Genomic DNA, 22,796 nt, shown 5'->3' with positions numbered 1-22,796 from the left:
CTCCTAATCGTTATCGTAAAGGTTTCGGCGCGCAGCAGCGGCGAGACGCTGCTCGGCCAAGCGCATACGGCGGTCTATTTCTTCGCCCACCAGCCGTGCCAAGGTTTGCTCATCCATCGCCGGTGCGGCGTTAACCGTTAGCCCGCCCAAGTTGATAGTGACGCTGATTGGCTGTGAGCCAGCATGGCTTTGAAGCGGTGGGCGGGCGTCGATCTGCACGCCGGTGGTGTCGATGTCAGCGACGGCACTGGTGGAGAGCCCCGCGCCAAGAATGAGCCCGCCCGCTGCGTTGCGCAGGTTGTTGGCAAGGATGCGCACTTGCTTCAGCGGGCCATCGGAATCGCCCTCGATACCGTTGGCCAAACCTTTGGCCACGTCGACACCGATGCTACGAAACACGCGGCTGGGGGAGTGGGTGTCCAGGCGTTCGCGTGCTTCATCTTCCGCCCCACCTGTTAGCCGGTTTATGGCCCCTCTTGCCCACCCTGTTGCACTTTCAATGCCATCGCCCAGACCTCTGGAAATATCTTTTCCGACATCGACCGCACCACTCACGGTATCGCCCATCCAGCCTGCTATGTCGCTGGCTAAACCGGTTACGTAGTTGCGCAGCTCGCCGATCTTACCGGTGATGCCATCGATGATGCCGTCGACTATCATGCTGCCGAAGTCGCTAAATTTTTCCGGTACGGAAATACCTAACCTCTCCACGGTGCTGATGATGGCGTTATAGATCAGCCCATAGGGCGACCAATTGAGCAGCAAGCGGGCAACGCCGCCGATCCCTTCGCTGAACGCATCTTTCACTTGCTGCCATAGGCCGCTGAAAAACGCCTTGATGGGTTCCCAGTATTTGTAGATGACCAATGCCGTGGCGGCGATGGCGAGGATTGCCCAGCCGATGGGATTAGTGGCCAGGAATATAGCGGTCGCTTTTAACGCGCCCAATAGGCCAACCGTAATGGCCTTACCCACGGCAAGCAGCGCGCCCCCAGCGGCTTTTAGTGGTGTGGCCAGCCACGTTGCCTTTATGCCTAACGCGGTTATTGCAAAACGGGTGAACAATAGCGGCCCGAGTATACCGGCGAAAGTCATAGTGACGGCACCGCCAACAGTAGCTAGGGCGATCATGCCCGCTGCCACCTTGGCGATAGTCCCGGCTAGTTCGGGGTTGGCCTTTATCCAGTCGCCGACAGCAACAGTAATCGACGTTATACGCTGCACTAATTCGCGCAAGGGTCCTTCGTTAGTATCAGTAATGGCAATGCCAATTTCAGCCCAGGCGCTTTGCAGTTCTTTTAAATCTCCGCCAATGTTATCGCTCATAACACGGGCCATCTCAGCATTTTCACCGGCGTTGTTTCTTAGCTCTTCCAGTAACTCGGTTAGGCCACCCGCGCCTTGCTGATTAATAATTTCAGAAATGCCAGCACCTGCCTCGACACCAAAGATCTCTTGGAAAATGGCCGCGCGCTGCACATTCCCTAGGTCTTTCGTTGCCTGGAAAGCGTCATTTAGGATCTTTTCTATATCGCGCATGCCACCCTCGGCATTGGCAACCTCTATACCGTATTGCTCCATTAGCCCTGCTGCTGCAGCGGTGGGCTTGGTTAAGCGGTTTCCTAATGCACGAACAGCGGTACCCGCTTGGCTGCCTTGAATGCCGATATTGCCCATTAAACCGGTCATGGCGGCGGCTTGTTCCAGGCTGATATCAAGGCCCTCCAAGTTGCCCAGGTACTTGAATGTTTCCCCTAGCATTTCAAGGTTGACGTTAGTACGGCGCGCTGTACCAGAGAGAATATCCGCCACACGGGCAAATTCACCTTCCCCTTCCAGGTCGACTTTGAAGCTACTACCGATGTTTGAGGCTATATCGGCAGCGCGAGCCAGTTCTGTGTTGTTTGCCAAGGCAAGGGCTAGCACGTCGTTCATTGATGCTTTGATGGCATCGCTGCTCAAACCCGCGCGCATAAGGAACTCTTGCCCAGCACCTACTTCATTGGCACTAAACGCCGTTGAGGCACCAAGATCCCGCGATTGCTGGCGTAGCCCTTGATAGCGCTCATCGTCGGCACTGAAACCGCCAACGGCTTGTAAGGTACTCATCTGTTCCGCCCAGGCGACGCCTGGCGTTAGCAGACGGCTAGCGGCATAGCCTTGCACCATGCCGGTACCGAGCATGCCCGCGCCCACGCCTTGGGCGCGGGAAACGCGGGCCATGCCATTTTGGTAGCGGTCGCGGGCTTCGGTTAAGCGCCGCTGCTGGGCGGCTACTTCGGAGAGGTGGCGTTTTTGTTGCTGTAGGGCAGTGTTTAGTCGCTCCTCTTTTGTTCGCAGCTCGCGGGCGCTTCTACCGAGGTTATCGGTGCTAATGCCCGCTTCATCGAGGCGGGTTTTTAGCCCACGGATGCGCTCGGTTTGGGTCGCGTGGTTCTGGGTGAGCCGCTTTACTTGCTCGGCGGCGGTGCGGGTTCGGTTTGTGTATTCGCGCATTGCACGGGCGGAGCGGTCGAACTCGGTTTGCTGGCTGTGCAGGCGTATTCGTGCGCGCTCCAACGATGCGTTTAGCTGGTCGCTGGGACGCTTAGTATTTAGTAGCTCGGTCGCAAAACGGTCGTATTCACGGCGGGCAACCGTGAGGCTTGATTTAATACCTGCGTGGGTTTCGCGCTGGCGTTCCAGTGCCTGGGTGTACTGGCGGTTGCGTTCGCGGGCGTCGCGCATTGCGCGCGTAGTGGTGCGTAACGCGGCGTTAGCCTTGCGGTAGCTGGTGACGTCGCTTTGTTGACGCTGCAGGGCTTGGAGCTGGTCGCGGGTTTCGCGCATGGCTTGGCCGGTTTGGCCAGCGCCTTGGCGCATGCGTTTTAGCGGACCGGTGACACGGTCCACGGCGTTGAGCATCACTTGCAGTCGTAGATTACGTGCCATCGGTTTTCCTATTTACTGCGCTACTTGCCGCCCTTGGGCTTGCTGCCTTCGTGACGCTTTCGGGCGCGTTCGCGCCACTGCATTAATTCTTCCAGCTCCATTCCGTCCATCGCGCTGGGTTCCCAGTGGAACACCATGGCGAGATCCGCCATGGCGTCTTCGACGAACTCGGGCAGGCTTACGCCTCGATGTCCTTGTACTTTTTTGGTGTTAAAAAACCGTTCAGCGCCGTGCCGAGCTGGACAAGATCCACGATATCCATGGTTTTAAGTTCGGCTTCGGTGAGCGCGGGCGTGGTAATGCGGGGCATAACTTTCGTAAGGGCGGCAACGTCCAGGTTCATGATGTCGACCAAGGAGACGCCACGCATGCCGCCTGACATGGGTTTGCGCACGGTGATTTCTTCCACCAGCGTTTTGCCACGCTGTAGCGGTGTTTCCAGCTCGACGACTTCTGTCGGTACGCCTGGGGCGGTGGCTTTGGCTTCTTCGGCGGCGATCTGGTTTTCAGTCTTGTCAGTCATGGCTTTGCTTTCCTATGTGTTGGGTGTGGCCACCGGGGTGGCCGTGGTGAGTAATCGGATGGTGGTTACAGGCCGAGGGCGCGGCGGCGTTCGGCGAGGCGGTCCACGCCGTAAACGGTAAATATGTAACCGGGCACGTCGCGTTCCATTACTTCTTCGCCGTCAACAGTGAGCTTGAAGTAAGTGAGCGTCGTGGTAATGCTCATCTGGTTGTTATCGCCTTTGCTGGCATCGCCCATACCAATCGTTTTGTGGCGGCCGCGCATGACGATCGTGACGGGAATAATGCCGCCGGTTTCATCGGATTCGTAAGAACCTTCAAAGCGCAGCATGGTGGCGTCGTGGATTGGGCTTCCGTAGCTTCGAAATACTTCGGCAATCATTCCACCGGGCGTCCATTCGAACGTTTGCAGTTCGTTACCATGGTCGACTTCGATGGGGCCATCCATACCGCCGCCTTCGTACTCGACCATTCGCCGCGCAAGTTCCGGCAGCGTCAATTCTGGAATCATGCCCTGCCAGTTATTGCCGTCGCCGAAGAGGTTAAAGTCCTTGAGGATGTGAGGTAGTGCCATTGTGGCTTTCTCCTATTAGTGCGCCAGGTGGCGGCCGTTAGGCGGCGACGCGGTCGGCAAAATCAACGAGGTATTGGTCGGTAATGCGCTGTTGGAACATGAGATTTTCGAGCGGCGGTACAGGCGTGTAGTCGTAGTCGATGTAGAGCTTGCCGCTTTTAAGTACTTCGGGAGTGTTGATCTCGGCATCGAACCAAGCGGAACCGCCCAGGATATAGCCGCCCCGTTTTAGCTCACGGAACTTGGCGTTGACGCCTTCGATGATGTCGCGCGCTAAGCTGGGGTGCATGGGCTTATCGATGGCCCAGAGGTGCGCTTCCGCGATTGTGTCGGCCAGCACTTGGGCGGTGCGTGTATAGGATTCGAACGCGAAGAGCGGATCTGCAGAACACGTGCGCGAGCCCCAGAAACGGAAGCCTTCTTTGCGGATGAGCGTTGTTACATCAGCTTCGTTGAGGTAGCCCGCGTCGGTGTTTGGATCTTGCAGATCCCATGAGACGTCTTTGGTAATACCGGTCACGCCGTTTACCGGGACGTTGGACAGGGTTTTATGCCAGCCCACTTCGTTATCCAGCCGGGCGCGGTGGCCAAGGGCTTTGGCAACGGCGGGCAGTGGGCGGGTTTCTTCGGCGTCTACGTCAAACGCTTGCCAGTTCGGCCAGATAATCATCACTTCACGTTGACCAAAGTTTTCGCGGTACATGCGGGCCTGTTCTTTGGTTTCGCAACCGTGGGCGAACGCATACACAAACCCGCGTAGCTGCTGTGCGATGCCTGCCAGGGCAGCGGTAACGGCCTGGGTGTCGAGATCTGGTGCGCCGAAAATCCTTGGTTTGACGCCGAACTTGGTTTCAGCGGCAGTAAACGCCTGAATGCCGGTTTTCTTGCCGGTGGCTTGATCCACGCCGCCGATAACGTTAGCCGTAGTAGCCTCAGCGTCGCTGCCTTCTGCAACACGGACCAGCACAACCACTGCTTTGGTTTCTTCGACGATGGCACGCAGGGCATTGCGCAGCGTGCCGCCTGCGCCTGCTTGGCCAATGGCGGTATAAATATTGGTGATCAATACCGGTTCGTTGAGCGGGAAGGGCTCATCGACACCGCCCGCTAGCCGGACGCCTTGGGCAGTGGAGGCGATGCCTTGGCCGTCGCCTGCAACAGTGACGTTTACCAGAGCAGAGGCAGCATTATCGGCATCAATCGCGCTGGCGACTTCGTCGGCGGTGCTGAGCAGTTCGCCGTCGGCGTCGGTGGCTAGCGTTACCGTGATGTGCTTTTCCAAAACGCTGATATTGATGGCGGTGGAGGGCTCGCCGGGGTGCAGGTGGGTAACGCGAATATTGTTTCCTGTGATACCGACCTGGGCGGCGGTGTAGGTGAGGTTGCCAGCAGTTGCAAGGCCATTAATCACCGCGCGGGCGGCAACGCCTGGGCTTGCGTTAGGGGCGGTAGCCGCTAGGCCAATAACGGCGGTACTAATAGTACGAATTGGGCGAGTGCCTTCGTTAATTTCGGTAACGCGGGCGCCGTGATGATAGTCGGGCATGGGGGCTTGTCTCCTGCGCAGGTTCAAGCGTGGTGCAATGAGTAATGAATCAAAGCACCAATGCTGAGGGGCTTACGCGCGGGAGGGTAGCGGCGGGCGTTGTGCGAGAGGTGAGGGACAGAATAGAAATGATGGAGCACAAAAAAGCCCGCCGGGTGGCGGGCTTGCTTCGGCTATCCGAAGATTGGCCAATACGGCCAGTGCAAAATGACTAATTCCATAGCTTTTAATAAAACTTCAAAAAAAGCTAAGGCTAGTTCTAAGTTCTTCATTTCTCCCCCTATCGCCTATGCGATTGTTGGGAGACTAGCCACAATATGTAAACAACGCTTGAATAAAGCATCATTTTTGATATCTTGGACTTAAGCGTTTAGGGTCCGAGGCTAGCCTTGGGGTCTAAAGTTCGAAATTGCCTCGGCTGGTACCCGGGGCTTTTTCACGTCCGAAGAAAGCTTTCCTCGTTAGGCAAAGACTATATATACCCCATGAGAAAATCAATTCAAGCATATGTGGTATTTTTTCATCCACAGGTTATTTACAGTTAGTGCCCAACTCTACCCTCGGAAATAAAAAAACCGCCTTCTGACATTGGGTAGGTTTATACGTTATCTGCAAAACAACTAAACAAGAAAGCCCGCCGATTGGCGGGCTTTTGTTTGTTGCTGGCTTACCAGCTGATGGCTTCTATCACTTCGCGCTCTTCGGCTTCAAATGCCGCGTCGAGTTGGTCCTTTAGATCCCAGCTTTTTTGATAGATCTCCTCGATGTGGCTGAGCGCTGCCAGCGTTAGCTTGTCGATCTCTGACGCTGTGAGTTCACGATTGACGTTTTGCAGGCCTCGGAACGTTAGTGTGGCGTCTGGCTGACCGGCGACGATCAGGCGTTGTGCCTGGGCCTGCAGGCCGAGCAGGTTGATTTGATCTTGGGGGCGCGTCTGGACGGTGTCGGGTTCGCCGTTGATTTCGTATTCGAGGCCTTCGGCGAAGGCAGTATCGCGGGCGTTGTCCAGCTCGGCGCGCTTTTGAGCGGCGAGGTCGGCGAGGGGGATGGGCGGCGGGTCAGTAAGAACTGGGTAGCCGTTTTCATCTGCCGTTATACGCTTGATACCTTGCCCATTGAGCAGCTCTTGATGATAGTCGTCACTGATTTCGACAGCGTCCGCAGGCAAGTTGCAGTCAGGGTTGGGCACTTCGATCATTGGCGGTTTGATGGATTCGTCGCGCACCTTGATCATCGGGGCTTCGCCTTCGCCCTGGTGGTCAGGGTCGGGCACTTCGATCATCGGCCACTTAAACGCTGGATCGACAATGTGCATCGTTTTGGCACCGAATAGCTCGCTGCTGTAGAACGTTCCTGTTGCTTCGCTATAGTAGTTTTTCATTTCACCATCCCGTAACGATGTACTTAACAATAACGTTTGGCGTCGTCACGACTGAGTGAACAAATATGCTCATCGACCCGTTATTGATTGGTTTGTAGCTAATATCTGTATCAGCAGGCGTATCCGACAGGATTGCGAGCGCTACACCTGATATGCCATTCGGGAATGTTGTCGCGAAATTTGCTGTACCACCGTTAGCAACGTTGGCACCTGTATTAATAATCACTTGCCCTGATTGCTGTATCCAGCCGCCGGGTAATTTGCAGTAGCCGTTGACGGCTAGAGAACGGGGGAAAGCACTGGCCAGATTCCCCTGGTGGTAAGCCCCCATGGCATCCCGAACCTGGGCGGGTGTAGAAGGGCGCATGTAATCGCCGCCAATAGTCTGGGTAGTGTAAATACCAGCAATATTCGCGTTTGTGCTTGCGAAGCTGCTACGGAATAATCTTGCCCATGTATCCCCTGATGCGTTACGAGTCATTAAGGTGTTAGCGGTAGCTGCGTCAGTAGCAGATAAGTTAGGGACGTTGCTTAAACCTACGTCTGCCTTAGTAGTGCCTGTTGCACGTAAAGAAGCGGTGCCTGTTAAGCCCGCCCCATCACCGTTAATCTTCCCTTTAAAAATGGCGTGACCGCTAAAATCCAGCTCAAAGACAACCACCCAACGAATAGTTTCACCTTTAACCACTGCCTTATCGGCACGTTCTACTGTGAAATTACCTGTACCGGAATCATTCTGTGCCACGATACGCCAAGGTCGTCCGGGTTCCGTCGCAATATTACCGTCTGCACCAAAGGCAATCCCTGCATTACCCGAGCCGTCGTTATTGAATAGCTTGTGACTACCTCGCCCCCACAATAGTTGGTTAAGGTCTAAATCCCCCTCTGCGTGGCCGTGTTCTTTTGCTGCATAGCGTTCGTCGTGGTCGCCGGACTGGCGGTGGTCATTCATCGCCTTGGCTTGCAGCAAGATATTAGTAGCGGTAGAAGTGCGCTGTGCGGTGGTACCCATGGTTGCCGATGCGCCCAGGCCCAGATTACTACGGGCTTGGCTTGGGCTGGGCAGGTCGCTTAGGTTGTTGCCGCGCTGCGGGTACCGGTCGTCGTGGTCGCCGCTTTGGCGGTGATCGTTCATCGCTGCCGCTTGGAGTAACAGCGTGGTACTTGCCGAGGTGCGCAGGGCGGTATTGCCCAGCGTTGCTGAGGTGCCAAGCCCTAGATTGACGCGGGCGGTAGCGGGGCTGGTGAGGTCGGCAAGGTTCTGGTTTTTGCCTAGCCGCGTGTTGGCGTTGTCGTTTGCCGCTTTCACGGCGCGGGGCGTTGCCGCTTGGTTTTGCGCGGTGCTGTCGGTGGCATTGCTGAGGGTGACGACGCCGGGCGTGGTTAGGCTGGCCGGTGGGTTGCTAAACGAAATATCGCCGAAGGTTAGTGAGGCGGTGGGCAGATCGGCGAAGATTATGTCGTTTGTCAGTAGCAGCGTGGCAGCCGCTGACTTTTCAATGATCGGCTCTTCCTGGCCGTAGACCGCAAAGAGGGTGCCAAACTCGGTTATTAAGCCGAAGCCTCGCACGGTGTATGTATCGGGGCCTTCGTCCTTCGCTGTTACGCTGATTGTGTCTTCGGCGACTACTTCGCCCGCAATGCTAGACACGCGCTTAATCTCATCGGGTAGCGCGGTCATCGCCTTGCTGGGCGTGAACACTGTTTCAGTGAAGGCAATATGGGTAATTTCGACCGGGCCGGTGCCGGTATTGTCGGCATTAATAAGTTCGGCACGCCCAGCGTTGGTAACGGTAATCTTGAGCGCCATTTTATTCCTCGATCTGTAAGCGTCGATAGATGATTGGGCGAGCAGCGGCGTAGGTTCCGATGCCACCGGTGGCGGCAATGCCTGCTATCAGCGTGAAGTGAGAGCGCACCGGCTTTACGCGGTGCACCTCTTGAATGATGTCGTCTTGGAGTTCTGCGGCGTTGTTGTCGCCACGCACGGTAAGCACTAGCTCGAAGGTATGCGGTATCCCTTTGGGTTCGGTTTGCCACCATTCGCGGATGGCCACCCCGGCGCCGAAGGATTCAACGACGCTGCGTACTGATTGCACGGTTCCCCGGCGGCGGTGGATCTCGACGGCTTGGCGTATGCGTTCGCGTTTAATGCGCTCCGACCAGTAGGGCTTCCAGGCGGCGACGCCGAGCGACCATGCGAGCCAGGGCAGCAGCTCAGTGGGGCAGGTGTCCGGGTTCCAGAGTGTGCGTAAGGGTGTGGGCACTTTCGATACGCGGGCGGCTACTTCGGATAGGCCGCGTTCCAACTTGGTGGCATTGGGCGGTAGCAGATGGTTATTCATCGACACCCCCATCTTTCAACGTAATGGAGGTGCAGTGCGCGGCTTGCTGACGATCCACCATGATGGTTTGCGTTGGACTGGCGAGTTCGACGCGCTGGACACCGGCGCGGTGCAAGGCGGCGTAGACGCCGGAGAGGGTGATATCCATGCCTAACCGGTGTTGGCGGTCGGCATACTTTTGAGCCTCATATCGGGCTTCGGCGAGTACGACCTGGCTGTCTGGTCCTGGGTAGAAAAAGAGCGTGGCGTCTATTTCATAGCTAACGATGTCGGCGCCTTGAACGATAACGTGATCCGTTAGTGGTCGTACATGCTCAGCACTGACAGCTTGGTCGACCGCTTCAAGCAGTTCGGGTGGGGCGGTGCCGTCGCCTTCGCGCGCTAGAACAGTAACGACCACATCGCCGGGGGTTGGGCTGGTGGCACTGGCGTCTAATACGCTGCCGCTGGCTGATAGGGCATGGAAAATATAAGCGCCTTCTGGCCCGGCGGTTGATAGCCCTTCGAGTGATAGCAGAATACGTCGGCGGAAGTCTGCGTTGGTTTCGTACTCGGGCGGGACCGGCGGGATGGCGTCGGGGTCGCCTGCGTAGGTTTGCAGACGCTTGACGTTGAACAGTGCGCCGAGGTTATCGAGGTCTTCATCTTCGGCGTAAGCGAGCATGACAGCGCGGGCGGCTTCGTTGACGCGCTGGCGAACCAGCATTTCCCGGTAAGCGGCGACTTCCAGAATCTTATAGGAGGGGTCGGATTCTGCCGGGACGTTCAGCTCTGGGAATCGGTAGGCGAGGTCGTCCAGCAGCTCGGCCAATATGGTTTCGTAGTCGATAGCTTCAACGATACGCGGTACGGGTAGCTGCGATAGATCAATGGCAACGCTCATGCGATGGGCACTCCGGCGGTGATGGGTTGGCCGTCGGTGGTTTCGCCGATTAACTCCATGACGGCGGCACCGGGCGCGGTGGTGCTGACGATGCGGCGGGTACCGGTAATGCGAACGCGAGGTTCCCACTTGCTAACGGCGATCACGGTGGCGGCGTAAATCTGCATAAGCAGGGCATCGGTCATGGGCATATCAAGCAGTTCGGGGACTAAGCTGCCGTAGTCGCGGCGCATGACGCGGCTACCGATGGGCGTGGTGATGATGTCCGCGATGCTTTGGCGGATGTGCTCGATGCCGTCGAGCTTTTTGCCGGTTTGCGCGTTGATGCCTGTCATTACGTGGGCTCCCCTGTATTGCTGCCGCCGGATTGCACACCGCCGTGGGTGTGATCGCTGCCAACGTTTTTACCGTTGTGGCTCAGCTCGCCGCCGTTTTGCTGGTAGCTGCCTTCGCGCTGCATATCGCCCTGGTGTGCGATGCTGCCCATCCATTGGGTGCCGCCGGGGGCGTGTATCTCGATAGAGCCAGGCAGGTTGATGCGCAGCACGCTGCGCGCGTGGTCGTATTCAATCAGCGCGCCGTCGGGGTATTCGCGGCTGTTTTTGCCGGGCTCGTTACTGGGTGGCTGTGCGCTGAGCTGGAACAGGCTGGGCATGGCGACGCCGTTAGCCAGATCCCCGCCGGGTGACAAGATCATTACCTGCTCGCCCACCGTGGGCGGGTTCCAATCGCGGGTAGTGCCTGCGCGGCCATTCGCCCAGGGCAGCCAGCCTGTGAGCAATTGCCCAGAGCGCACGCGCACGGCGGGCAGGCGTTTATCGAGTTCGCCGTGGTCCACCTCGGCGATTACGCCAAAGCGGAGTAGGTTTTCAATCAGGCGGAGTAATTCGGCGACGTTATTCATGCCGCCAATGCTGCGGCGGTTACGCGCGAGAGGGTAGCGGCTAGCGTTGTGCCAGCCGTTCAAGACAAGCGACGGTTACGAACCGGGCGGGGTGAGGTGGTTTAGCACGCTGTTGGCAATGCGGTTTTTGTCGACGGCGGTGATGCCTACCAGTTCGCGGCGAGCGTATTTATGCATCGGGCCGCCGGGTTCTACGCGGTCGCGCAGGCCGTAGTGGTGAACGCGGGCGATTTTGGCGACGCGCCCGGCAAACTGGACGGCCGCCTCGTCGGCGGTGGTCTTGATCTTGAGGTGTTTGGCCGTGCGTAGCTTGGTGAACATGGCCTTGCGGCGGATGGCACCGCGTCGCCCGCGTAGTTGAGTGCGTGGCTCAAATGGGGTGCCGTCGGGGTTGGTTTGGGCCTTGATGCGCTCGCGGTTTGCAATGCGCAGATCCCGGGCGACCTCGCGAGCGAGAACGCGGCGTTCTCTGGGGCTGAGCTTTTCAATTAGTGGCGTTAACCATTCATCAAGCTGCTGCGGGTCGACGCTCATGCGGGGCTATCCCACTCGGCGGCGGTAGTGTAGTCCGTGTCGCCGGGGTGTTTGATGTTGAGCTGCCAATGCGTTGCGGGGCATGCGTCGGCGGAGTAGGCGGGCATGCGGTGCTCTGAATCAATGCTGCCGGTTTCGCAATTGACCAGGGCGACGACGCGCTCGGTGAGACGCACGGTTAGCGCGAGATCCCAGTGGGTGTTGTTGAGGATTTCGGCCTCGATCTGGACGGCTTCATCTTCAACTAAATCGGGCTGGTAGGTATTGAGCCATTGCAGCAGCGGAACCATGACGGTGTCGAGCGAGCCGCTATAGTCGGTGATGAGGATCTGGGCGTCGACGCGGTACTCGTGACTGAGATTGGTGCCGCGCGCGAACTTAATTTTTCCATCGTTAACGAAGGTGTGGAGCTGCTCGGGATTGCGGCGCAGCTCTTCGACCGATGCGAGCAGGTGGGCGCGTAAGGATTGGAGTTTGATCATTCGAGGCTTTCCACTAATCCGTTATGACGGGTTGCGCAGCGGTGATATTCGGTGGCCCACGCGCTCATGGTGAGCGCTACATCTTCGCCGGTGCCGGTGCTGAGCAGTGGCAGTACGCTAGGGCAGCGCTGCATTAGGTTCTGTTGGTTCTGTGCCGGTGGCGGCGTGGTTGAGCAGGCGGATAACGTCAGGCTCAAGGCACACGCGCTGATAAATCGGTTTCTGGATTTCACGGATGATTCCCCTATCGATGATCCGCTCGTTTGCACTCAGCTCGGCGAGGCGCGTTTCGACGTTCGCGGCGATCTCAGATTCACGTGCGAGCCCGGCGTCGATGGCTTGCTGGGCTGCGCGCTCTGCTGTTAAGGCGTGGCTGTCGTTCTGCCAGCTGGATATTTGCCAGCCTGCGGCGAAGGTGGCGGCCAGCGCGGCGGCGCTGGCTAGTAGGGTGAGGCGGTTCATGCCGCCAGCCCTACGCATACCGCGCTCACCAGCTCATCGCCTACTGCTTTTACACAAGCGTCGATATTTTCGAAGTAGCTGGCCAGGTCACTCGGGTTGGTGATGAAGAACAGCTCGACGATGATGCCGTTACCTCGATTGATGAATGCTAAACGACTGTGCTGCCCCGAGGCCTCGCCTTTCGCGCCGCGGTTGGCAATCCCGAGCGTGCTTGAAATGGCGGCACAAAGCGCATTGCCTAGCGGGTAGTGGTGACCTGCGCTGAGTGTCTCAACGCCCGTGGCGGTAGGGCTTGAAAACGCATTGCAGTGAAACTCGACGGCTACGTCATGTGCGGCCGCTTCGTTGGCGGCGACCGTCAGCGGCAGGTTTTCCCCACGCTGACCATCTTTGCCAAAAAACACTTTATCGCGCAGGTAGTCGGCGAGCTTGTCGCGGAATTCGAGCACAATCTGTGCCTCGGTATAACCATTACCGACGGCGCCAGGGTCTTTGTCGCTATGGCCCGCTGAGATAAAGAGGGTCTGTGTTTGAAGTGCTGCGTATTTGATGGGTGCGTTCACTCTATAGCCTCCGTAGCGGGCGGATAAGGTGGGCGACGTTGCCGCCAGTGCGGACTAGGCCGATGGCCAGCGCGACCATGGCGGCGTTGACGATCCAGCGCCCCGCGAAGCTGGGCGGTGGGCCGAAGATAGCGACGCAGGTGGTGGCAACGATAATCATCCATGCCAATAGAGCGACGCCTGGGCGGTAACGGCCCGCACGGCGGCGGAACGTTAGTAGCCGAGCTATGACGACGAGCGCGGCGGTGATGGTGATCAGGTAGGTAATGCTCATTAGCGCCCCCCTAGCCATTTCTTGAGGTCGAGCGTTTTTACTCCTTCGATTGCTCGTAGCCCTGCGGTGACGGATACGGCGGCGGCGATAAACGCCGCGACGGCGGTGTGTTCCAGCATGCCGCCGAGCGTTGCCGGGCCGCCGAGGTAGCCGATGCAGAATGATATAAACAGGTATACAAGCCGCTCGATCAGGCCGAGTTCTTTAGCGCTCATTACGAACAGCGTGGCACCGCAAAACGCGCCGACTACTGCGTTTGCGTCGATGCCGGGTAGCAGGCCGATCACCATGGCGGCGATGCTTGCGGTTCCGGCGGCTGCCATGGTTGACGGTTCTGCCATGTGATCCCCTTATCTTTTTTCTCAGCTCCAAAGCTGAATTTTTGGCTTCTTGGTTTCGCGGGTTTCCGGCGGCGGCGGGAGCGTGACCGGAGTTCCTTCTTTGAGCACCGGGCCTTGTTCAGCCAGGTGTGGGTTTAGCTGCAGCGTTTGCTCTGTTATCGCGGCGGTTTTGCCGTACACGCGGTAGAGCAAGGCGTCTAACGTTTCGCCCTGATGGGCGCGGACGATGCGGTTCATATCAGCTCGACCGTGGTGTGATTGCGGCCGGTGAGTTCTGCAATTGCCCAGCGTGCATCGGCGCGGTAGTCGTCGGCGGCGAGGTCTTTGGCTTCGCCGCGTTCGTCTCCTTTGCCTGTGGCTGAGGCATCGCGGTAGCGCTCTAACAGATCCGCTTGGGCTTGGGCGTAAACGGCGCGCAGGTAGAGCAATTGCAGGTCGCCGGGTGATTGCCAGGGCTCGATGGGTACTTCGTCTATCGTGGTGCGCCCGCTTTCCTGCTGTTCATACTGGTAGCTGGCCAATTGGCGGTTGATATCAGCTACGGCAGCGCGGAGTGATTGACGAATGCGCGGTGGCGTGACGTTGTGCACGCGCTCTTCTTCGCGGAATTCGTTGGGGTTGATCTCAGGCCAAAAGCCATTATTGGCTATGGGCTCTAGCGGGGTGATTGCTGGACTGGTGCCGTGGGCGATCATGGGGCCACCGTGTTAAAGAAGGGGGTGGACCACTTCGCGCTGGCTAAAAAGCCTTGCTTAGCGGTGCCCCCTTGCCGTCGGGTGCGACTCGGTTTTAGCAATCAGGCGGTGGCCTGTTCGCCCTGTTTTTTGATAGCGCTTTCTAGCCGCTGGATATCCTGCTTTACGCCAATTTTTTCATTCAGCTCTAACGCGCGCTTGAGCTGTGCCAGTGCGCCTTCGGCATCTTCGGCGGCTCGGAGTGCGTAGCCGTAGCTTTTATGCACTTTTGCTTTGATCTGGTCGTGCATATCGGCATCACCGACGATGGCCACGCAGCGGGCCATGACGTTGGCGAGCGCGTCGGCATCGGCACCTTCTTTTTCGAGCTGCGTTTTGACGCCTTCGGCGATCTCTTCCGCGAGGATGCTTACGGTGTCACGGTCGAACTGGTCGGGTGTGTCGATACCGTGCTTCATGGCGTAGGCTCCAATTTCTAAGGCTTTCTCAAAATCACCGATATCAATGCACCAGATCATCAAGGTCATGAGCACGTCGTCTTTGGCTCCGTTGCCTTCTGCTAACACGCCGGTGATGTAGGGCATGAAGTCGGGCAGCAATTCGCGCTTCTTCTCGATTTTGGCTTGCGTCGATTTGATGGTTTTTAGGGTTCGGCGCGCTTCGTAGAGAGCGTGCGCGTGTAGCTCGTATTGCTCGCCTTGCTGCTGCTCGCCTGGGGTGGCAGCGCCCGCCGCTTTCGCGGCGGTCACTTGTTCAAAATGCTTGCGGGCTGGGCTTTTCATGACTTCCCCTTAGGCCATTTCGATGTTTTCTACGAGACAGCCGAAGCCGTAATCCTCAACGACATAGGCGTCGTTAGAGCTTTCGTAGTTTTCGATACGCTTACGCTTGGGGTTGTCCAGTACGTAGCGACGGCGGCTGCCCAACTGCCAGTACAGCGACAGGTTGGTCAGCGAGGTGATGAGAATGGAGCCGTCAGGTACGAACGGGGCACGCACTGCCTGGAGGCCACCGACGCGCTTTTGGCTGATGATCAGATCCAAAGCACGAGCTTCGGTGGGCGTTTCGGCATTCTGTTGGATTAGCGGGAAGTATTTATCCGCCAACATTTTGCGGCCCATGATGGCGACGAGGTCGGTGTCTTCGCGGTACCAGGGGTCGATCATTTCGTTGACCGCGTCGAATACCAGCGCATCGAGGTTTGTGTAGTCGCCATCGGCACCTACGGTGACTTTTCCGGCGACGGCGCCGCCGGTGAGTACGCGGGCGTTGGCATCTTCGCGGTACTTTTGCAGCCAGCCTTTGTTGACGTCTTGCAGCATGGGGTTAGTGGTGCGGTCGGTTTCGGTAGCGACGTTGGTACCGTTAAAGCCGACCATAATGCGGTCGAGCGCTTGGCGGCGAAGGATGGCGTTACGCACGCGGGCTTGAAAGTCAGGGAAGCGCGCCCAGGCGTCGAGCGATGCCCATGGAATATGGGTGTCAAATTCAGTGCTAAAGCATTCGTAGGTGTTTTCGGTCAGCGCTGTGAGATTGCGGGTTTCGCGCTCTTTTACTTCTACGTTGGTGCGACCAGCGATTGGGCCAGAGACGCCGACCCCTACCTTTTGCCCTTTGATTTCGTCAACACCGATCATGTTGATGCGGCTAAGGAAGTCGCTGGACTCCTGCATGGTCGATTCAAGCGTTTGCTGAACGCTGGGCTCGACGTTGAATTGCTCGCTCGCGCTGTTTACGCCGCTTAGCTGTGCTAACCGATCCCGGTACTGATTGAACTTGATTCGTGTGTCGTTGCGCATTGGTGTTTTCCCTTGAATTTAGTGGCTCTGGCTGCTGGCTATTGGCTGGCCAGGGTTAGCAGTCGGTTAGCTGTTCACCGCCACCGGTGGCCGGGGCGCGGTATGAGGTGTCAGGCGTTTGGTCGAGCTTGGTGTACAGCTCATCGAAGCGTTTTTGCAGGTCGTCGTGATCGGCTTTCAGCTGGCTGAACTGATCGGCGGTGGGTCGGGTTTCAAGCTCGGCATTCATAGCGTCGTGACGCTTTGCGAACTCTTCAAACGCGCCTTTGATGTCAGCGCCGAAGGCTTCAAAGCCTTTGTTAGTTTTGGCGTCCTGACGGCTGAACAGGCTTTTAACGAACTCGCCGATGCTGGGCTTGGGCGTTTCCTCTTCATCGAAATTCAATTCAACTTCCACGGCAGCACTGAATACGTTATCGGCATGCTGTTTGCGGCTGGCCAGCGGGGAAGCTGCGCCGGAATCGCGGCTGAACTTGATCATTTCGGTACCCAGCGAGGCGGGAGAGTCCGTTACTGCCAGACCTTCGAGGTAGGCTTCGCCGGTGTCGCTGAACTTGGGGTTTACTTCAATGGAGCTGTAAACTTTTTGGCGCTTTTTGTTCATCGCCTTGAGTTCGTCGGTGGGGTCGATTTCGGCGAACAGGGCGAGCTTGCCGTCTTCCACTTCGCGGGCTTCAACTGAAAGCACATCGCCCAGAGCATTGAAGATGCTGTCTGCCGTTAGGCCACGGATGTGCTCCATCCAGACGCGGGCGCCGTATTTTTTCGGGTCGTAATTAGTGGCCATCTGCTCAATCCATTCACGTTGGATCTCGCGGCCGTCTGTGGTTGCGCCTTCTGTGGCGACGCGGAAGAACTTGGGCATGTTGGGCATCCTGAGCGGGTTGGCTGTTCGATAGCGCTCAGGTTCCGCGTGTATGCGTTTTGGCTCAACGGTTGCGCGTTGTGCGGATTATCCAAGACAAAGCAGGGCAGGCGTGGGCATCGCGCGCGACGGGTACGCTTGCGACATGACGACGACAGCCCCCGACTTGATCCCCAGCGCGACCGAATCACCGCGCATGACTGCCCGCCACCTGTATTGGCAGGGGTGGCGAGTTGCGCGTATTGCAGAACATATTGGTGAGAAGCCAGCCACCGTGCACAGCTGGAAAGCCCGTGACCGGTGGGAGGATGCGACGCCGACCGAGCGCGTCGAGCACTCGCTTGAAGCGCGGATGGTGCAGCTAATTGCGCTGCCCGAAAAGGAAGGAAAACACTTTAAAGAGATTGACCTGCTCGGTCGACAAATTGAGCGGCTGGCCAGGGTTCGTAAGTATCACGAAACGGGCAGCGAAGCGGATTTAAACCCGAATATCGAGGCGCGTAACGCGGGGCCGAAACGCAAGCCAAAGCGTAACGCGCTGGATGATGAGCAGATCGAGGCGCTGGAAGCGGCGTTCTTAGATTCGCTGTTTGAGTATCAAGCAGTCTGGAATGAGGCGGGGCAGAAGCACCGCATTCGTAACATCCTCAAAAGTCGCCAGATAGGGGCAACGTGGTATTTCGCCCGAGAGGCCATCGTCGATGCGTTCAAGCATGGGCGTAACAAAATCTTCCTGTCTGCCAGCCGTGCCCAGGCGCATATCTTCCGCAACTACATCGTTCAGTTCGTTAAAGAGACTTGCGATGTGGAGCTTAAAGGCGATCCGATTGTTTTAGATAACGGCGCCGAACTGCACTTCTTGGGTACCAATAGCAAGACGGCGCAGGGCTACCACGGTGACGTTTATCTTGATGAGTACTTCTGGATTCACCGGTTTGCCGAGTTCCGCAAAGTCACCAGCGGCATGGCGATGCATAAGAAGTGGCGGCAGACGTATTTTTCTACGCCGTCAAGTGTTGGCCACGAGGGTTACCCGTTCTGGAATGGTGATCTTTTCAACAAGCGCCGAAAGAAATCAGAACGCGCCGAGTTTGATGTTAGCCATGAAGCGCTGAAAGCCGGGAAGCTATGCTCCGATGGTCACTGGCGTCAGATCGTTACCGTATTGGATGCCATGGAAGGCGGCTGCGATCTGTTCGACCTTGAACAGCTGCGCCTTGAATACTCGCCAGAGGAATTCGACAACCTACTGATGTGTGGGTTTGTTGATGATAGTCAGAGCGCTTTCCCGCTGGCCGTGATGAAGGCCTGCATGGTGGATAGCTGGGAGGTTTGGGACGACTACCGACCATTCGCACCGCGACCGGTGGGTGATCGTGAAGTCTGGATTGGTTACGACCCGACCGGGCAAGGCGAGGATGGCGACGGCGCTGGGCTTGTTGTAGTTCTACCCGCGCGAAGCAGCGAGGAAAAGCACCGCGTGCTGGAAAGACACCGGCTCAAGGGGCAGGACTACGAAAAGCAAGCCGAGTTCATCAAATCCTTTCGCGACAAATACAACATTGGGCATATCGGCATTGATACCACCGGCATTGGTGGAGCGGTGGCTGAGTATGTCGAAAAGTGGTTCCCAACAGTTATCCGGTACCGCTATGACGTCGCGCTTAAAACTCAAATGGTGCTGCAGGCTCAGCAGATCATCCGCAAAGAACGGCTGGAATTTGACGCGGGTTGGTCGGATCTCGCCGCGTCGTTTATGTCGATCAAAAAAGAGCTGACGAAAAGCGGTCAGCAATTCACTTATAAGAGCGGGCGCAACCAGGCGACCGGTCACGCCGATTTGGCGTGGGCGACGATGCACGCGCTGCAGTTCGAACCTATCGACGGCCCCGCAAATGAAGGTGTTGGGCAATCCTTAATGGAGATTTACGAATGACGACGACCGCTGCGGCCAAGCCGCGAATTCGCGTGCCTGCATATCAGACTGAGACGGCCGCCCCAGCGGTGGCCACCGGTAGTGGGCGAATGGAGGCATTCACGTTTGGCGACCCCGAGCCGGTTACTTCAATGCGTGACGTTTGGTATGAGGGGGTTTGGCTTACGCCTGATGAATGGTACGAGCCGCCGATCCCGTTGAGCGTCTTGGCTAAGAGCTACCGGGCGACGCCGCACCACGGCAGCGCAATGCAAGTTAAGCGGAACATTTTGCTGAAAACGTTTGTGCCTAACCAGCTGTTAAGCCGTCGGGATTTCAGCGCGCTGGCGTTAGATTATCTGGTGTTCGGCAATGGGTACCTTGAGGAAGTGAAAGGGCGGCTAGGGCGGCGGCTGGCGTTGAAACATCGCGCGGCTAAGTATATGAGGCGGGGCGATGATGATCGGTACTGGTGGATACCCAACTACATGGAGCGCACCGAGCTACCAGAAGGGCGAACCATTCACCTACTTGAACCTGATATTGATCAAAGCATTTACGGGGTGCCGGATTATATCGGCAGCCTTCAAAGCGCTTGGCTGAATGAAAGCGCTACGCTGTTTCGCCGCCGGTACTATCTGAACGGTAGCCATGCCGGTTTTATCATGTACGTTAACGATGCAGCGCACGATCAGAAAGATATAGACGATATGCGCAAAGCGCTGAAAGACAGCAAGGGGCCGGGCAATTTCCGAAACCTGTTCCTTTACTCACCGAGGGGGAAAAAAGACGGCGTACAGATCATCCCGGTTAGCGAGGTGGCGGCCAAAGATGAGTTCTTATCCATCAAAAACATTACTCGGGATGATCAATTGGCCGGGCATCGAATCCCGCCTCAGCTGATGGGCATCATCCCCCAGAATACCGGCGGGTTCGGTGACATCGAGAAGGCGGCTCGAGTATTCGTGGCCAACGAGCTTGAACCGCTTCAAGCGACGATGCGCGAGATAAACGAGCATGTGGGCGAAGAGGTGGTGAAGTTCGACCCTTACCGGCTAGTAGATCCCGACGCTGACTAAATTGACCCACTAAATGATGCCGCCCACCTGGGCGGCTTTTTTGTGCGCACACACATGAAGCCAATTTTTAAATGATACGCATTAGCTCTTTTATTAGCTCTATTATTCATTTTAAGCACTGCTATTCTGCCCCTGTCCCGACCACTCGCAACATTAGAACGCGCCCTGTGCGAGCTGTACGGCCTACCTACCCACCAACCGCCGCGACCCTCGCCGCGCTATCGTCACCCCGCCCCGCCCGCGCGCTAAATGTAGTGGTTTTTATGCAGTGTTCCGGCATGGGCTCAGGCCGCGTAGCTACTGGGCGGAAGGGCTGTTATAAGGGGGTGTTTTTTTATGCGTTTTCATGCGCAATTATGCAGTTTTTGCACTGGTTAATCAGACGGCGTGAGGTAATGCGCGGCGAGCATTTCAAGTATGGGTTTACGGTGGGCTTCCCAAATTCGCTCATCGACTAGGCCCGCAAGCGCGGTGGGCATTTCGGCATAGGTAAGCCATAGCTCTTCAGTTTCGAATGGCGTTAAGCCGATCTGTGCACCTTGATTTTGTAACCGGGCATCGAACTGAATGTAGCGCTCATTGCTCTGGGTATAATGGATTTTGTAGTTGAAGCGCTTCATTGAAAAAGGCTCTTCTTTAGCCAAATAAACTTCATAGCACATTGAGCTAAGCTATTGAATTATATAACCTCGAAAGCTGTGATTTACATAGATATTTTTGGCATAACTAATTAATTTATATGCAAAATGGCTATATCTTGTAATCAGTAGGTCCCGGGTTCGACTCCTGGTGTCGGCACCATCAAAAAGATGGTTAAAAGCAACACGTTAGAGAATTAGATTAAGCCGTCCGAAAGGGCGGCTTTTTCGTGTGCGTTTGAAAAGTGCCCCTACGAATTAATCTGTCGACCTTTTCTTGGCACCATATGCACAATTGAGTATCCCCTTGATGATTAGCGCTATTTTTATACGCGCAAGAAAGTAATGCTAGAACAGAGCAATAATCAATGAGGTGGAATTGTAAGAAGATCGCTATCGGCAGGCGCTAAGCGTATATCTGGCTATTGATACAACGCTATAAGGGATAGCCCAATAAAATGAACTGATAGGTGGTTGGTATTGGTTAGCTTGGGTAGGTAGATGATGGCCCTCCCTGGCCTGTCGCGCTTCCTTGGTCCTTTCGCATGCTGCTTCCCTCGGCCCTTCCATGGGCTAGCGCGACTCAAATGGGCTACTGCGATTCGTAGCAGTTAGAAGTGTAGCTACTTTGATAGAAAAAAATGTAGTCAATCAACGACAGTTTTTGTAAGCATTTTCTTACATGAAAGTAATAATTTCATAAATTTCAAATGCCTATGCCGTGCCATGTTAAGTCTTCTTAAATTTAATATAACTAAGAGGCCAAGTGAGGTATCACGATCCGATCACGATGAACTGGCTCTTAAAATGACCAGCATGTGGCGAGCAAGGACGGGATATAAGAAAAATAATGCAGAGAATAGAAACAACAACGCCCCGATTAAGGGGCGTTTGATGTACTCATGCCTTCCTGGCGTATAGTCACTCATCCTGAGTGGAAATTCCTTTTCGTGGAGGCTTCCTGCCGCCGACAACTTCATACTAGACCATGTATAATATGTGCACAAGTGATGTGTGGGAAAAAATTGTACGGAAGTTTATATCATTCCTTTCTAAGCTCATTTCCTTCACCCCACACATTACTAGCTCCTCAATTTATGGCTGTAAGGCAACCCACATTGAATAGAAATTGCCGTGTACGGTCTAGCCAAACCATGCAATGTGCCCTCTATAGGCATTATGAAGCCAGCCGCATGATCAAGGCAGGCTCGCCGCCGAACGTGCTGACAAGTCAACCACTGCGTCAAAGCTTCGATGCCATATCGCTAAATTTTGAGGACTAGAAACGGGGCATCCTTCTCTTTCAGACTGCGTTATGCATGATCTCTTCAGCGCTGCGCCCGCAGGTGCTATATCGGTTATTGGGAGGGAAAACTTAGTTACGGCTCGTTGAGGGCGATTTTCTTGCATGGCTTAGTTAATAAGAGAATAGAATACATATATTAAAATTTTATTATAATATTATCAGTATCATACAATTCTTATTTATTTAAGTTGATGAGAACTTTGATAATAAGCAGTAGTGCTTAACGACAAATATTAAAAATATTACTTATTAGCTATATCACTTGAAACGTCTTATGGGTTAGCTACGCTCAAATTACTCGATGAGTTAATCGAGTTCCATGGAATGATTTGGTTTTACCGAATACAGGAAAGGAGATTAATCATGGCTGGCAATCGCAACGACAATGGAATGAGTCGCGAAGAAGCAGGCAAGAAAGGTGGCGAAGCTACCTCTAAAACTCATGATAAAGAATTTTACGAAGATATCGGTCATCAAGGCGGCCAGAAGAGTGGTGGTAACTTCGCAAATGACCCTGAGCGCGCTTCCGAAGCCGGTAAGAAAGGTGGAGAGAATAGTCACGGGGGTCGTAATTCCTGACGATAGCCGAATAGGTTGACGATTAGGTTTTACACAAGCACCCAAAGTAGCCCCTTTATAAAAAAACATAGTGATAGCGTATCTATATTATCACTGTTTTTCAGGGGTTGTTATGCAGAAGATTGAATTGCTTAATTAAGCTCAAGTAAGGAGCTAATATTTTTATTGAGTGGCAA

General features: G+C 55.7%; 26 protein-coding genes. 3 read left to right on the top strand and 23 right to left on the bottom strand.

Annotated elements, in window-relative coordinates; translation table 11 throughout:
* Nucleotides 1-3: 3 nt before the first annotated feature.
* The 22 genes from ELY38_RS18755 to ELY38_RS18650 all read right to left on the bottom strand — a co-directional run bounded on the left by ELY38_RS18755 (nucleotide 4) and on the right by ELY38_RS18650 (nucleotide 17,103).
* Complete coding sequence (locus tag ELY38_RS18755) at nucleotides 4-2,931, bottom strand: phage tail tape measure protein (protein ID WP_127063676.1); 2,928 nt, start codon at nucleotides 2,929-2,931, stop codon at nucleotides 4-6.
* A gap of 20 nt (nucleotides 2,932-2,951) precedes the next feature.
* The gene (locus ELY38_RS18750; protein WP_127063675.1) at nucleotides 2,952-3,083 is read right to left on the bottom strand and encodes a GpE family phage tail protein; all 132 of its coding nucleotides are present in this window, start codon (nucleotides 3,081-3,083) and stop codon (nucleotides 2,952-2,954) included.
* Between the two features lie 26 nt (nucleotides 3,084-3,109).
* Complete coding sequence (locus ELY38_RS18745; protein ID WP_127063674.1) at nucleotides 3,110-3,454, bottom strand: phage tail assembly protein; 345 nt, start codon at nucleotides 3,452-3,454, stop codon at nucleotides 3,110-3,112.
* A gap of 65 nt (nucleotides 3,455-3,519) precedes the next feature.
* A complete protein-coding gene (locus ELY38_RS18740; RefSeq protein ID WP_127063673.1) occupies nucleotides 3,520-4,029 on the bottom strand; it encodes a phage major tail tube protein in 510 nt (169 codons plus the stop codon).
* Between the two features lie 37 nt (nucleotides 4,030-4,066).
* Entirely contained in the window at nucleotides 4,067-5,575 is a 1,509-nt protein-coding gene (locus ELY38_RS18735; RefSeq protein WP_222845170.1) for a phage tail sheath protein, read from the bottom strand.
* A 667-nt stretch (nucleotides 5,576-6,242) separates the two neighbouring features.
* The gene (locus ELY38_RS18730) at nucleotides 6,243-6,956 is read right to left on the bottom strand and encodes a DUF4376 domain-containing protein (RefSeq protein WP_127063672.1); all 714 of its coding nucleotides are present in this window, start codon (nucleotides 6,954-6,956) and stop codon (nucleotides 6,243-6,245) included.
* Between the two features lies 1 nt (nucleotide 6,957).
* Nucleotides 6,958-8,766 carry a tail fiber protein gene (locus ELY38_RS18725; protein ID WP_127063671.1) on the bottom strand — a complete coding sequence of 603 codons (1,809 nt, stop codon included), beginning with the start codon at nucleotides 8,764-8,766 and terminating at the stop codon, nucleotides 6,958-6,960.
* Between the two features lies 1 nt (nucleotide 8,767).
* Nucleotides 8,768-9,301 (bottom strand): phage tail protein I, encoded by a 534-nt coding sequence (locus ELY38_RS18720; protein ID WP_127063670.1) that lies wholly within the window; start codon nucleotides 9,299-9,301, stop codon nucleotides 8,768-8,770.
* A complete protein-coding gene (locus ELY38_RS18715) occupies nucleotides 9,294-10,184 on the bottom strand; it encodes a baseplate assembly protein (RefSeq protein WP_127063669.1) in 891 nt (296 codons plus the stop codon). Before ELY38_RS18715 ends, ELY38_RS18720 begins: the two co-directional genes overlap by 8 nt.
* Nucleotides 10,181-10,519, bottom strand: coding sequence for a GPW/gp25 family protein (locus tag ELY38_RS18710; protein ID WP_127063668.1), 339 nt, complete (start codon nucleotides 10,517-10,519; stop codon nucleotides 10,181-10,183). The genes ELY38_RS18715 and ELY38_RS18710 overlap by 4 nt, the downstream gene beginning before the upstream one ends.
* A complete protein-coding gene (locus tag ELY38_RS18705) occupies nucleotides 10,519-11,088 on the bottom strand; it encodes a phage baseplate assembly protein V (RefSeq protein WP_127063667.1) in 570 nt (189 codons plus the stop codon). The genes ELY38_RS18710 and ELY38_RS18705 overlap by 1 nt, the downstream gene beginning before the upstream one ends.
* Nucleotides 11,089-11,163: 75 nt before the next feature.
* Complete coding sequence (locus ELY38_RS18700) at nucleotides 11,164-11,622, bottom strand: phage virion morphogenesis protein (RefSeq protein WP_127063666.1); 459 nt, start codon at nucleotides 11,620-11,622, stop codon at nucleotides 11,164-11,166.
* A complete protein-coding gene (locus ELY38_RS18695; RefSeq protein WP_127063665.1) occupies nucleotides 11,619-12,104 on the bottom strand; it encodes a phage tail protein in 486 nt (161 codons plus the stop codon). Before ELY38_RS18695 ends, ELY38_RS18700 begins: the two co-directional genes overlap by 4 nt.
* 117 nt (nucleotides 12,105-12,221) lie before the next feature.
* Nucleotides 12,222-12,584, bottom strand: coding sequence for a hypothetical protein (locus ELY38_RS18690; RefSeq protein ID WP_127063664.1), 363 nt, complete (start codon nucleotides 12,582-12,584; stop codon nucleotides 12,222-12,224).
* Complete coding sequence (locus ELY38_RS18685; RefSeq protein WP_185859018.1) at nucleotides 12,563-13,129, bottom strand: N-acetylmuramoyl-L-alanine amidase; 567 nt, start codon at nucleotides 13,127-13,129, stop codon at nucleotides 12,563-12,565. Before ELY38_RS18685 ends, ELY38_RS18690 begins: the two co-directional genes overlap by 22 nt.
* A 1-nt stretch (nucleotide 13,130) precedes the next feature.
* Nucleotides 13,131-13,421, bottom strand: a complete 291-nt coding sequence (locus tag ELY38_RS18680; RefSeq protein WP_127063662.1) for a phage holin family protein — start codon at nucleotides 13,419-13,421, stop codon at nucleotides 13,131-13,133.
* A complete protein-coding gene (locus ELY38_RS18675) occupies nucleotides 13,403-13,744 on the bottom strand; it encodes a putative holin (RefSeq protein ID WP_127063661.1) in 342 nt (113 codons plus the stop codon). Before ELY38_RS18675 ends, ELY38_RS18680 begins: the two co-directional genes overlap by 19 nt.
* Before the next feature lie 21 nt (nucleotides 13,745-13,765).
* Complete coding sequence (locus ELY38_RS18670; protein ID WP_127063660.1) at nucleotides 13,766-13,981, bottom strand: tail protein X; 216 nt, start codon at nucleotides 13,979-13,981, stop codon at nucleotides 13,766-13,768.
* Nucleotides 13,978-14,439, bottom strand: coding sequence for a head completion/stabilization protein (locus ELY38_RS18665; RefSeq protein ID WP_127063659.1), 462 nt, complete (start codon nucleotides 14,437-14,439; stop codon nucleotides 13,978-13,980). The genes ELY38_RS18670 and ELY38_RS18665 overlap by 4 nt, the downstream gene beginning before the upstream one ends.
* A 101-nt stretch (nucleotides 14,440-14,540) precedes the next feature.
* Entirely contained in the window at nucleotides 14,541-15,221 is a 681-nt protein-coding gene (gene gpM / locus ELY38_RS18660) for a phage terminase small subunit (RefSeq protein ID WP_127063658.1), read from the bottom strand.
* A gap of 9 nt (nucleotides 15,222-15,230) precedes the next feature.
* The gene (locus ELY38_RS18655) at nucleotides 15,231-16,238 is read right to left on the bottom strand and encodes a phage major capsid protein, P2 family (protein ID WP_127063657.1); all 1,008 of its coding nucleotides are present in this window, start codon (nucleotides 16,236-16,238) and stop codon (nucleotides 15,231-15,233) included.
* Nucleotides 16,239-16,293: 55 nt separating this feature from the next.
* Nucleotides 16,294-17,103, bottom strand: coding sequence for a GPO family capsid scaffolding protein (locus ELY38_RS18650; RefSeq protein WP_127063656.1), 810 nt, complete (start codon nucleotides 17,101-17,103; stop codon nucleotides 16,294-16,296).
* A gap of 145 nt (nucleotides 17,104-17,248) precedes the next feature.
* Here ELY38_RS18650 and ELY38_RS18645 point away from each other — a divergent pair, with 145 nt between their 5' ends.
* Nucleotides 17,249-19,039 carry a terminase large subunit domain-containing protein gene (locus tag ELY38_RS18645; RefSeq protein WP_127063655.1) on the top strand — a complete coding sequence of 597 codons (1,791 nt, stop codon included), beginning with the start codon at nucleotides 17,249-17,251 and terminating at the stop codon, nucleotides 19,037-19,039.
* The gene (locus tag ELY38_RS18640) at nucleotides 19,036-20,097 is read left to right on the top strand and encodes a phage portal protein (RefSeq protein WP_127063654.1); all 1,062 of its coding nucleotides are present in this window, start codon (nucleotides 19,036-19,038) and stop codon (nucleotides 20,095-20,097) included. The genes ELY38_RS18645 and ELY38_RS18640 overlap by 4 nt, the downstream gene beginning before the upstream one ends.
* Before the next feature lie 374 nt (nucleotides 20,098-20,471).
* Here the strand turns inward: ELY38_RS18640 and ELY38_RS18635 are convergent, their stop codons facing one another.
* Nucleotides 20,472-20,717, bottom strand: a complete 246-nt coding sequence (locus tag ELY38_RS18635; RefSeq protein WP_127063653.1) for a hypothetical protein — start codon at nucleotides 20,715-20,717, stop codon at nucleotides 20,472-20,474.
* A gap of 1,687 nt (nucleotides 20,718-22,404) precedes the next feature.
* On the opposite strand from ELY38_RS18635, the gene ELY38_RS18630 reads away from it, so the two are divergent.
* Entirely contained in the window at nucleotides 22,405-22,620 is a 216-nt protein-coding gene (locus tag ELY38_RS18630; protein WP_127063652.1) for a con-10 family general stress protein, read from the top strand.
* The last annotated feature ends 176 nt before the right edge of the window (nucleotides 22,621-22,796 follow it).

The organism is Vreelandella nanhaiensis (assembly GCF_003990185.1).
GTDB classification, from domain to species: Bacteria; Pseudomonadota; Gammaproteobacteria; order Pseudomonadales; family Halomonadaceae; genus Vreelandella; species Vreelandella nanhaiensis.
The sequence above is the reverse complement of the archived record's forward strand: the minus strand, read 5'-3'. Positions and strand labels throughout refer to the sequence as shown.

Excerpts from the sequence above, each read along its gene's own strand:
- ELY38_RS18690 (WP_127063664.1), bottom strand. The coding sequence starts at position 12,584 with ATGCGTAGGGCTGGCGGCATGAACCGCCTCACCCTACTAGCCAGCGCC.
- ELY38_RS18630 (WP_127063652.1), top strand. The coding sequence starts at position 22,405 with ATGGCTGGCAATCGCAACGACAATGGAATGAGTCGCGAAGAAGCAGGC.
- ELY38_RS18730 (WP_127063672.1), bottom strand. The coding sequence starts at position 6,956 with ATGAAAAACTACTATAGCGAAGCAACAGGAACGTTCTACAGCAGCGAG.
- ELY38_RS18740 (WP_127063673.1), bottom strand. The coding sequence starts at position 4,029 with ATGGCACTACCTCACATCCTCAAGGACTTTAACCTCTTCGGCGACGGC.
- ELY38_RS18665 (WP_127063659.1), bottom strand. The coding sequence starts at position 14,439 with ATGATCGCCCACGGCACCAGTCCAGCAATCACCCCGCTAGAGCCCATA.
- gpM (WP_127063658.1), bottom strand. The coding sequence starts at position 15,221 with ATGAAAAGCCCAGCCCGCAAGCATTTTGAACAAGTGACCGCCGCGAAA.
- ELY38_RS18670 (WP_127063660.1), bottom strand. The coding sequence starts at position 13,981 with ATGAACCGCATCGTCCGCGCCCATCAGGGCGAAACGTTAGACGCCTTG.
- ELY38_RS18695 (WP_127063665.1), bottom strand. The coding sequence starts at position 12,104 with ATGATCAAACTCCAATCCTTACGCGCCCACCTGCTCGCATCGGTCGAA.
- ELY38_RS18720 (WP_127063670.1), bottom strand. The coding sequence starts at position 9,301 with ATGAATAACCATCTGCTACCGCCCAATGCCACCAAGTTGGAACGCGGC.
- ELY38_RS18750 (WP_127063675.1), bottom strand. The coding sequence starts at position 3,083 with ATGGCGGATCTCGCCATGGTGTTCCACTGGGAACCCAGCGCGATGGAC.
- ELY38_RS18705 (WP_127063667.1), bottom strand. The coding sequence starts at position 11,088 with ATGAATAACGTCGCCGAATTACTCCGCCTGATTGAAAACCTACTCCGC.
- ELY38_RS18680 (WP_127063662.1), bottom strand. The coding sequence starts at position 13,421 with ATGGCTAGGGGGGCGCTAATGAGCATTACCTACCTGATCACCATCACC.
- ELY38_RS18655 (WP_127063657.1), bottom strand. The coding sequence starts at position 16,238 with ATGCGCAACGACACACGAATCAAGTTCAATCAGTACCGGGATCGGTTA.
- ELY38_RS18675 (WP_127063661.1), bottom strand. The coding sequence starts at position 13,744 with ATGGCAGAACCGTCAACCATGGCAGCCGCCGGAACCGCAAGCATCGCC.
- ELY38_RS18650 (WP_127063656.1), bottom strand. The coding sequence starts at position 17,103 with ATGCCCAAGTTCTTCCGCGTCGCCACAGAAGGCGCAACCACAGACGGC.
- ELY38_RS18725 (WP_127063671.1), bottom strand. The coding sequence starts at position 8,766 with ATGGCGCTCAAGATTACCGTTACCAACGCTGGGCGTGCCGAACTTATT.
- ELY38_RS18735 (WP_222845170.1), bottom strand. The coding sequence starts at position 5,575 with ATGCCCGACTATCATCACGGCGCCCGCGTTACCGAAATTAACGAAGGC.
- ELY38_RS18700 (WP_127063666.1), bottom strand. The coding sequence starts at position 11,622 with ATGAGCGTCGACCCGCAGCAGCTTGATGAATGGTTAACGCCACTAATT.
- ELY38_RS18710 (WP_127063668.1), bottom strand. The coding sequence starts at position 10,519 with ATGACAGGCATCAACGCGCAAACCGGCAAAAAGCTCGACGGCATCGAG.
- ELY38_RS18640 (WP_127063654.1), top strand. The coding sequence starts at position 19,036 with ATGACGACGACCGCTGCGGCCAAGCCGCGAATTCGCGTGCCTGCATAT.
- ELY38_RS18635 (WP_127063653.1), bottom strand. The coding sequence starts at position 20,717 with ATGAAGCGCTTCAACTACAAAATCCATTATACCCAGAGCAATGAGCGC.
- ELY38_RS18755 (WP_127063676.1), bottom strand. The coding sequence starts at position 2,931 with ATGGCACGTAATCTACGACTGCAAGTGATGCTCAACGCCGTGGACCGT.
- ELY38_RS18715 (WP_127063669.1), bottom strand. The coding sequence starts at position 10,184 with ATGAGCGTTGCCATTGATCTATCGCAGCTACCCGTACCGCGTATCGTT.
- ELY38_RS18745 (WP_127063674.1), bottom strand. The coding sequence starts at position 3,454 with ATGACTGACAAGACTGAAAACCAGATCGCCGCCGAAGAAGCCAAAGCC.
- ELY38_RS18645 (WP_127063655.1), top strand. The coding sequence starts at position 17,249 with ATGACGACGACAGCCCCCGACTTGATCCCCAGCGCGACCGAATCACCG.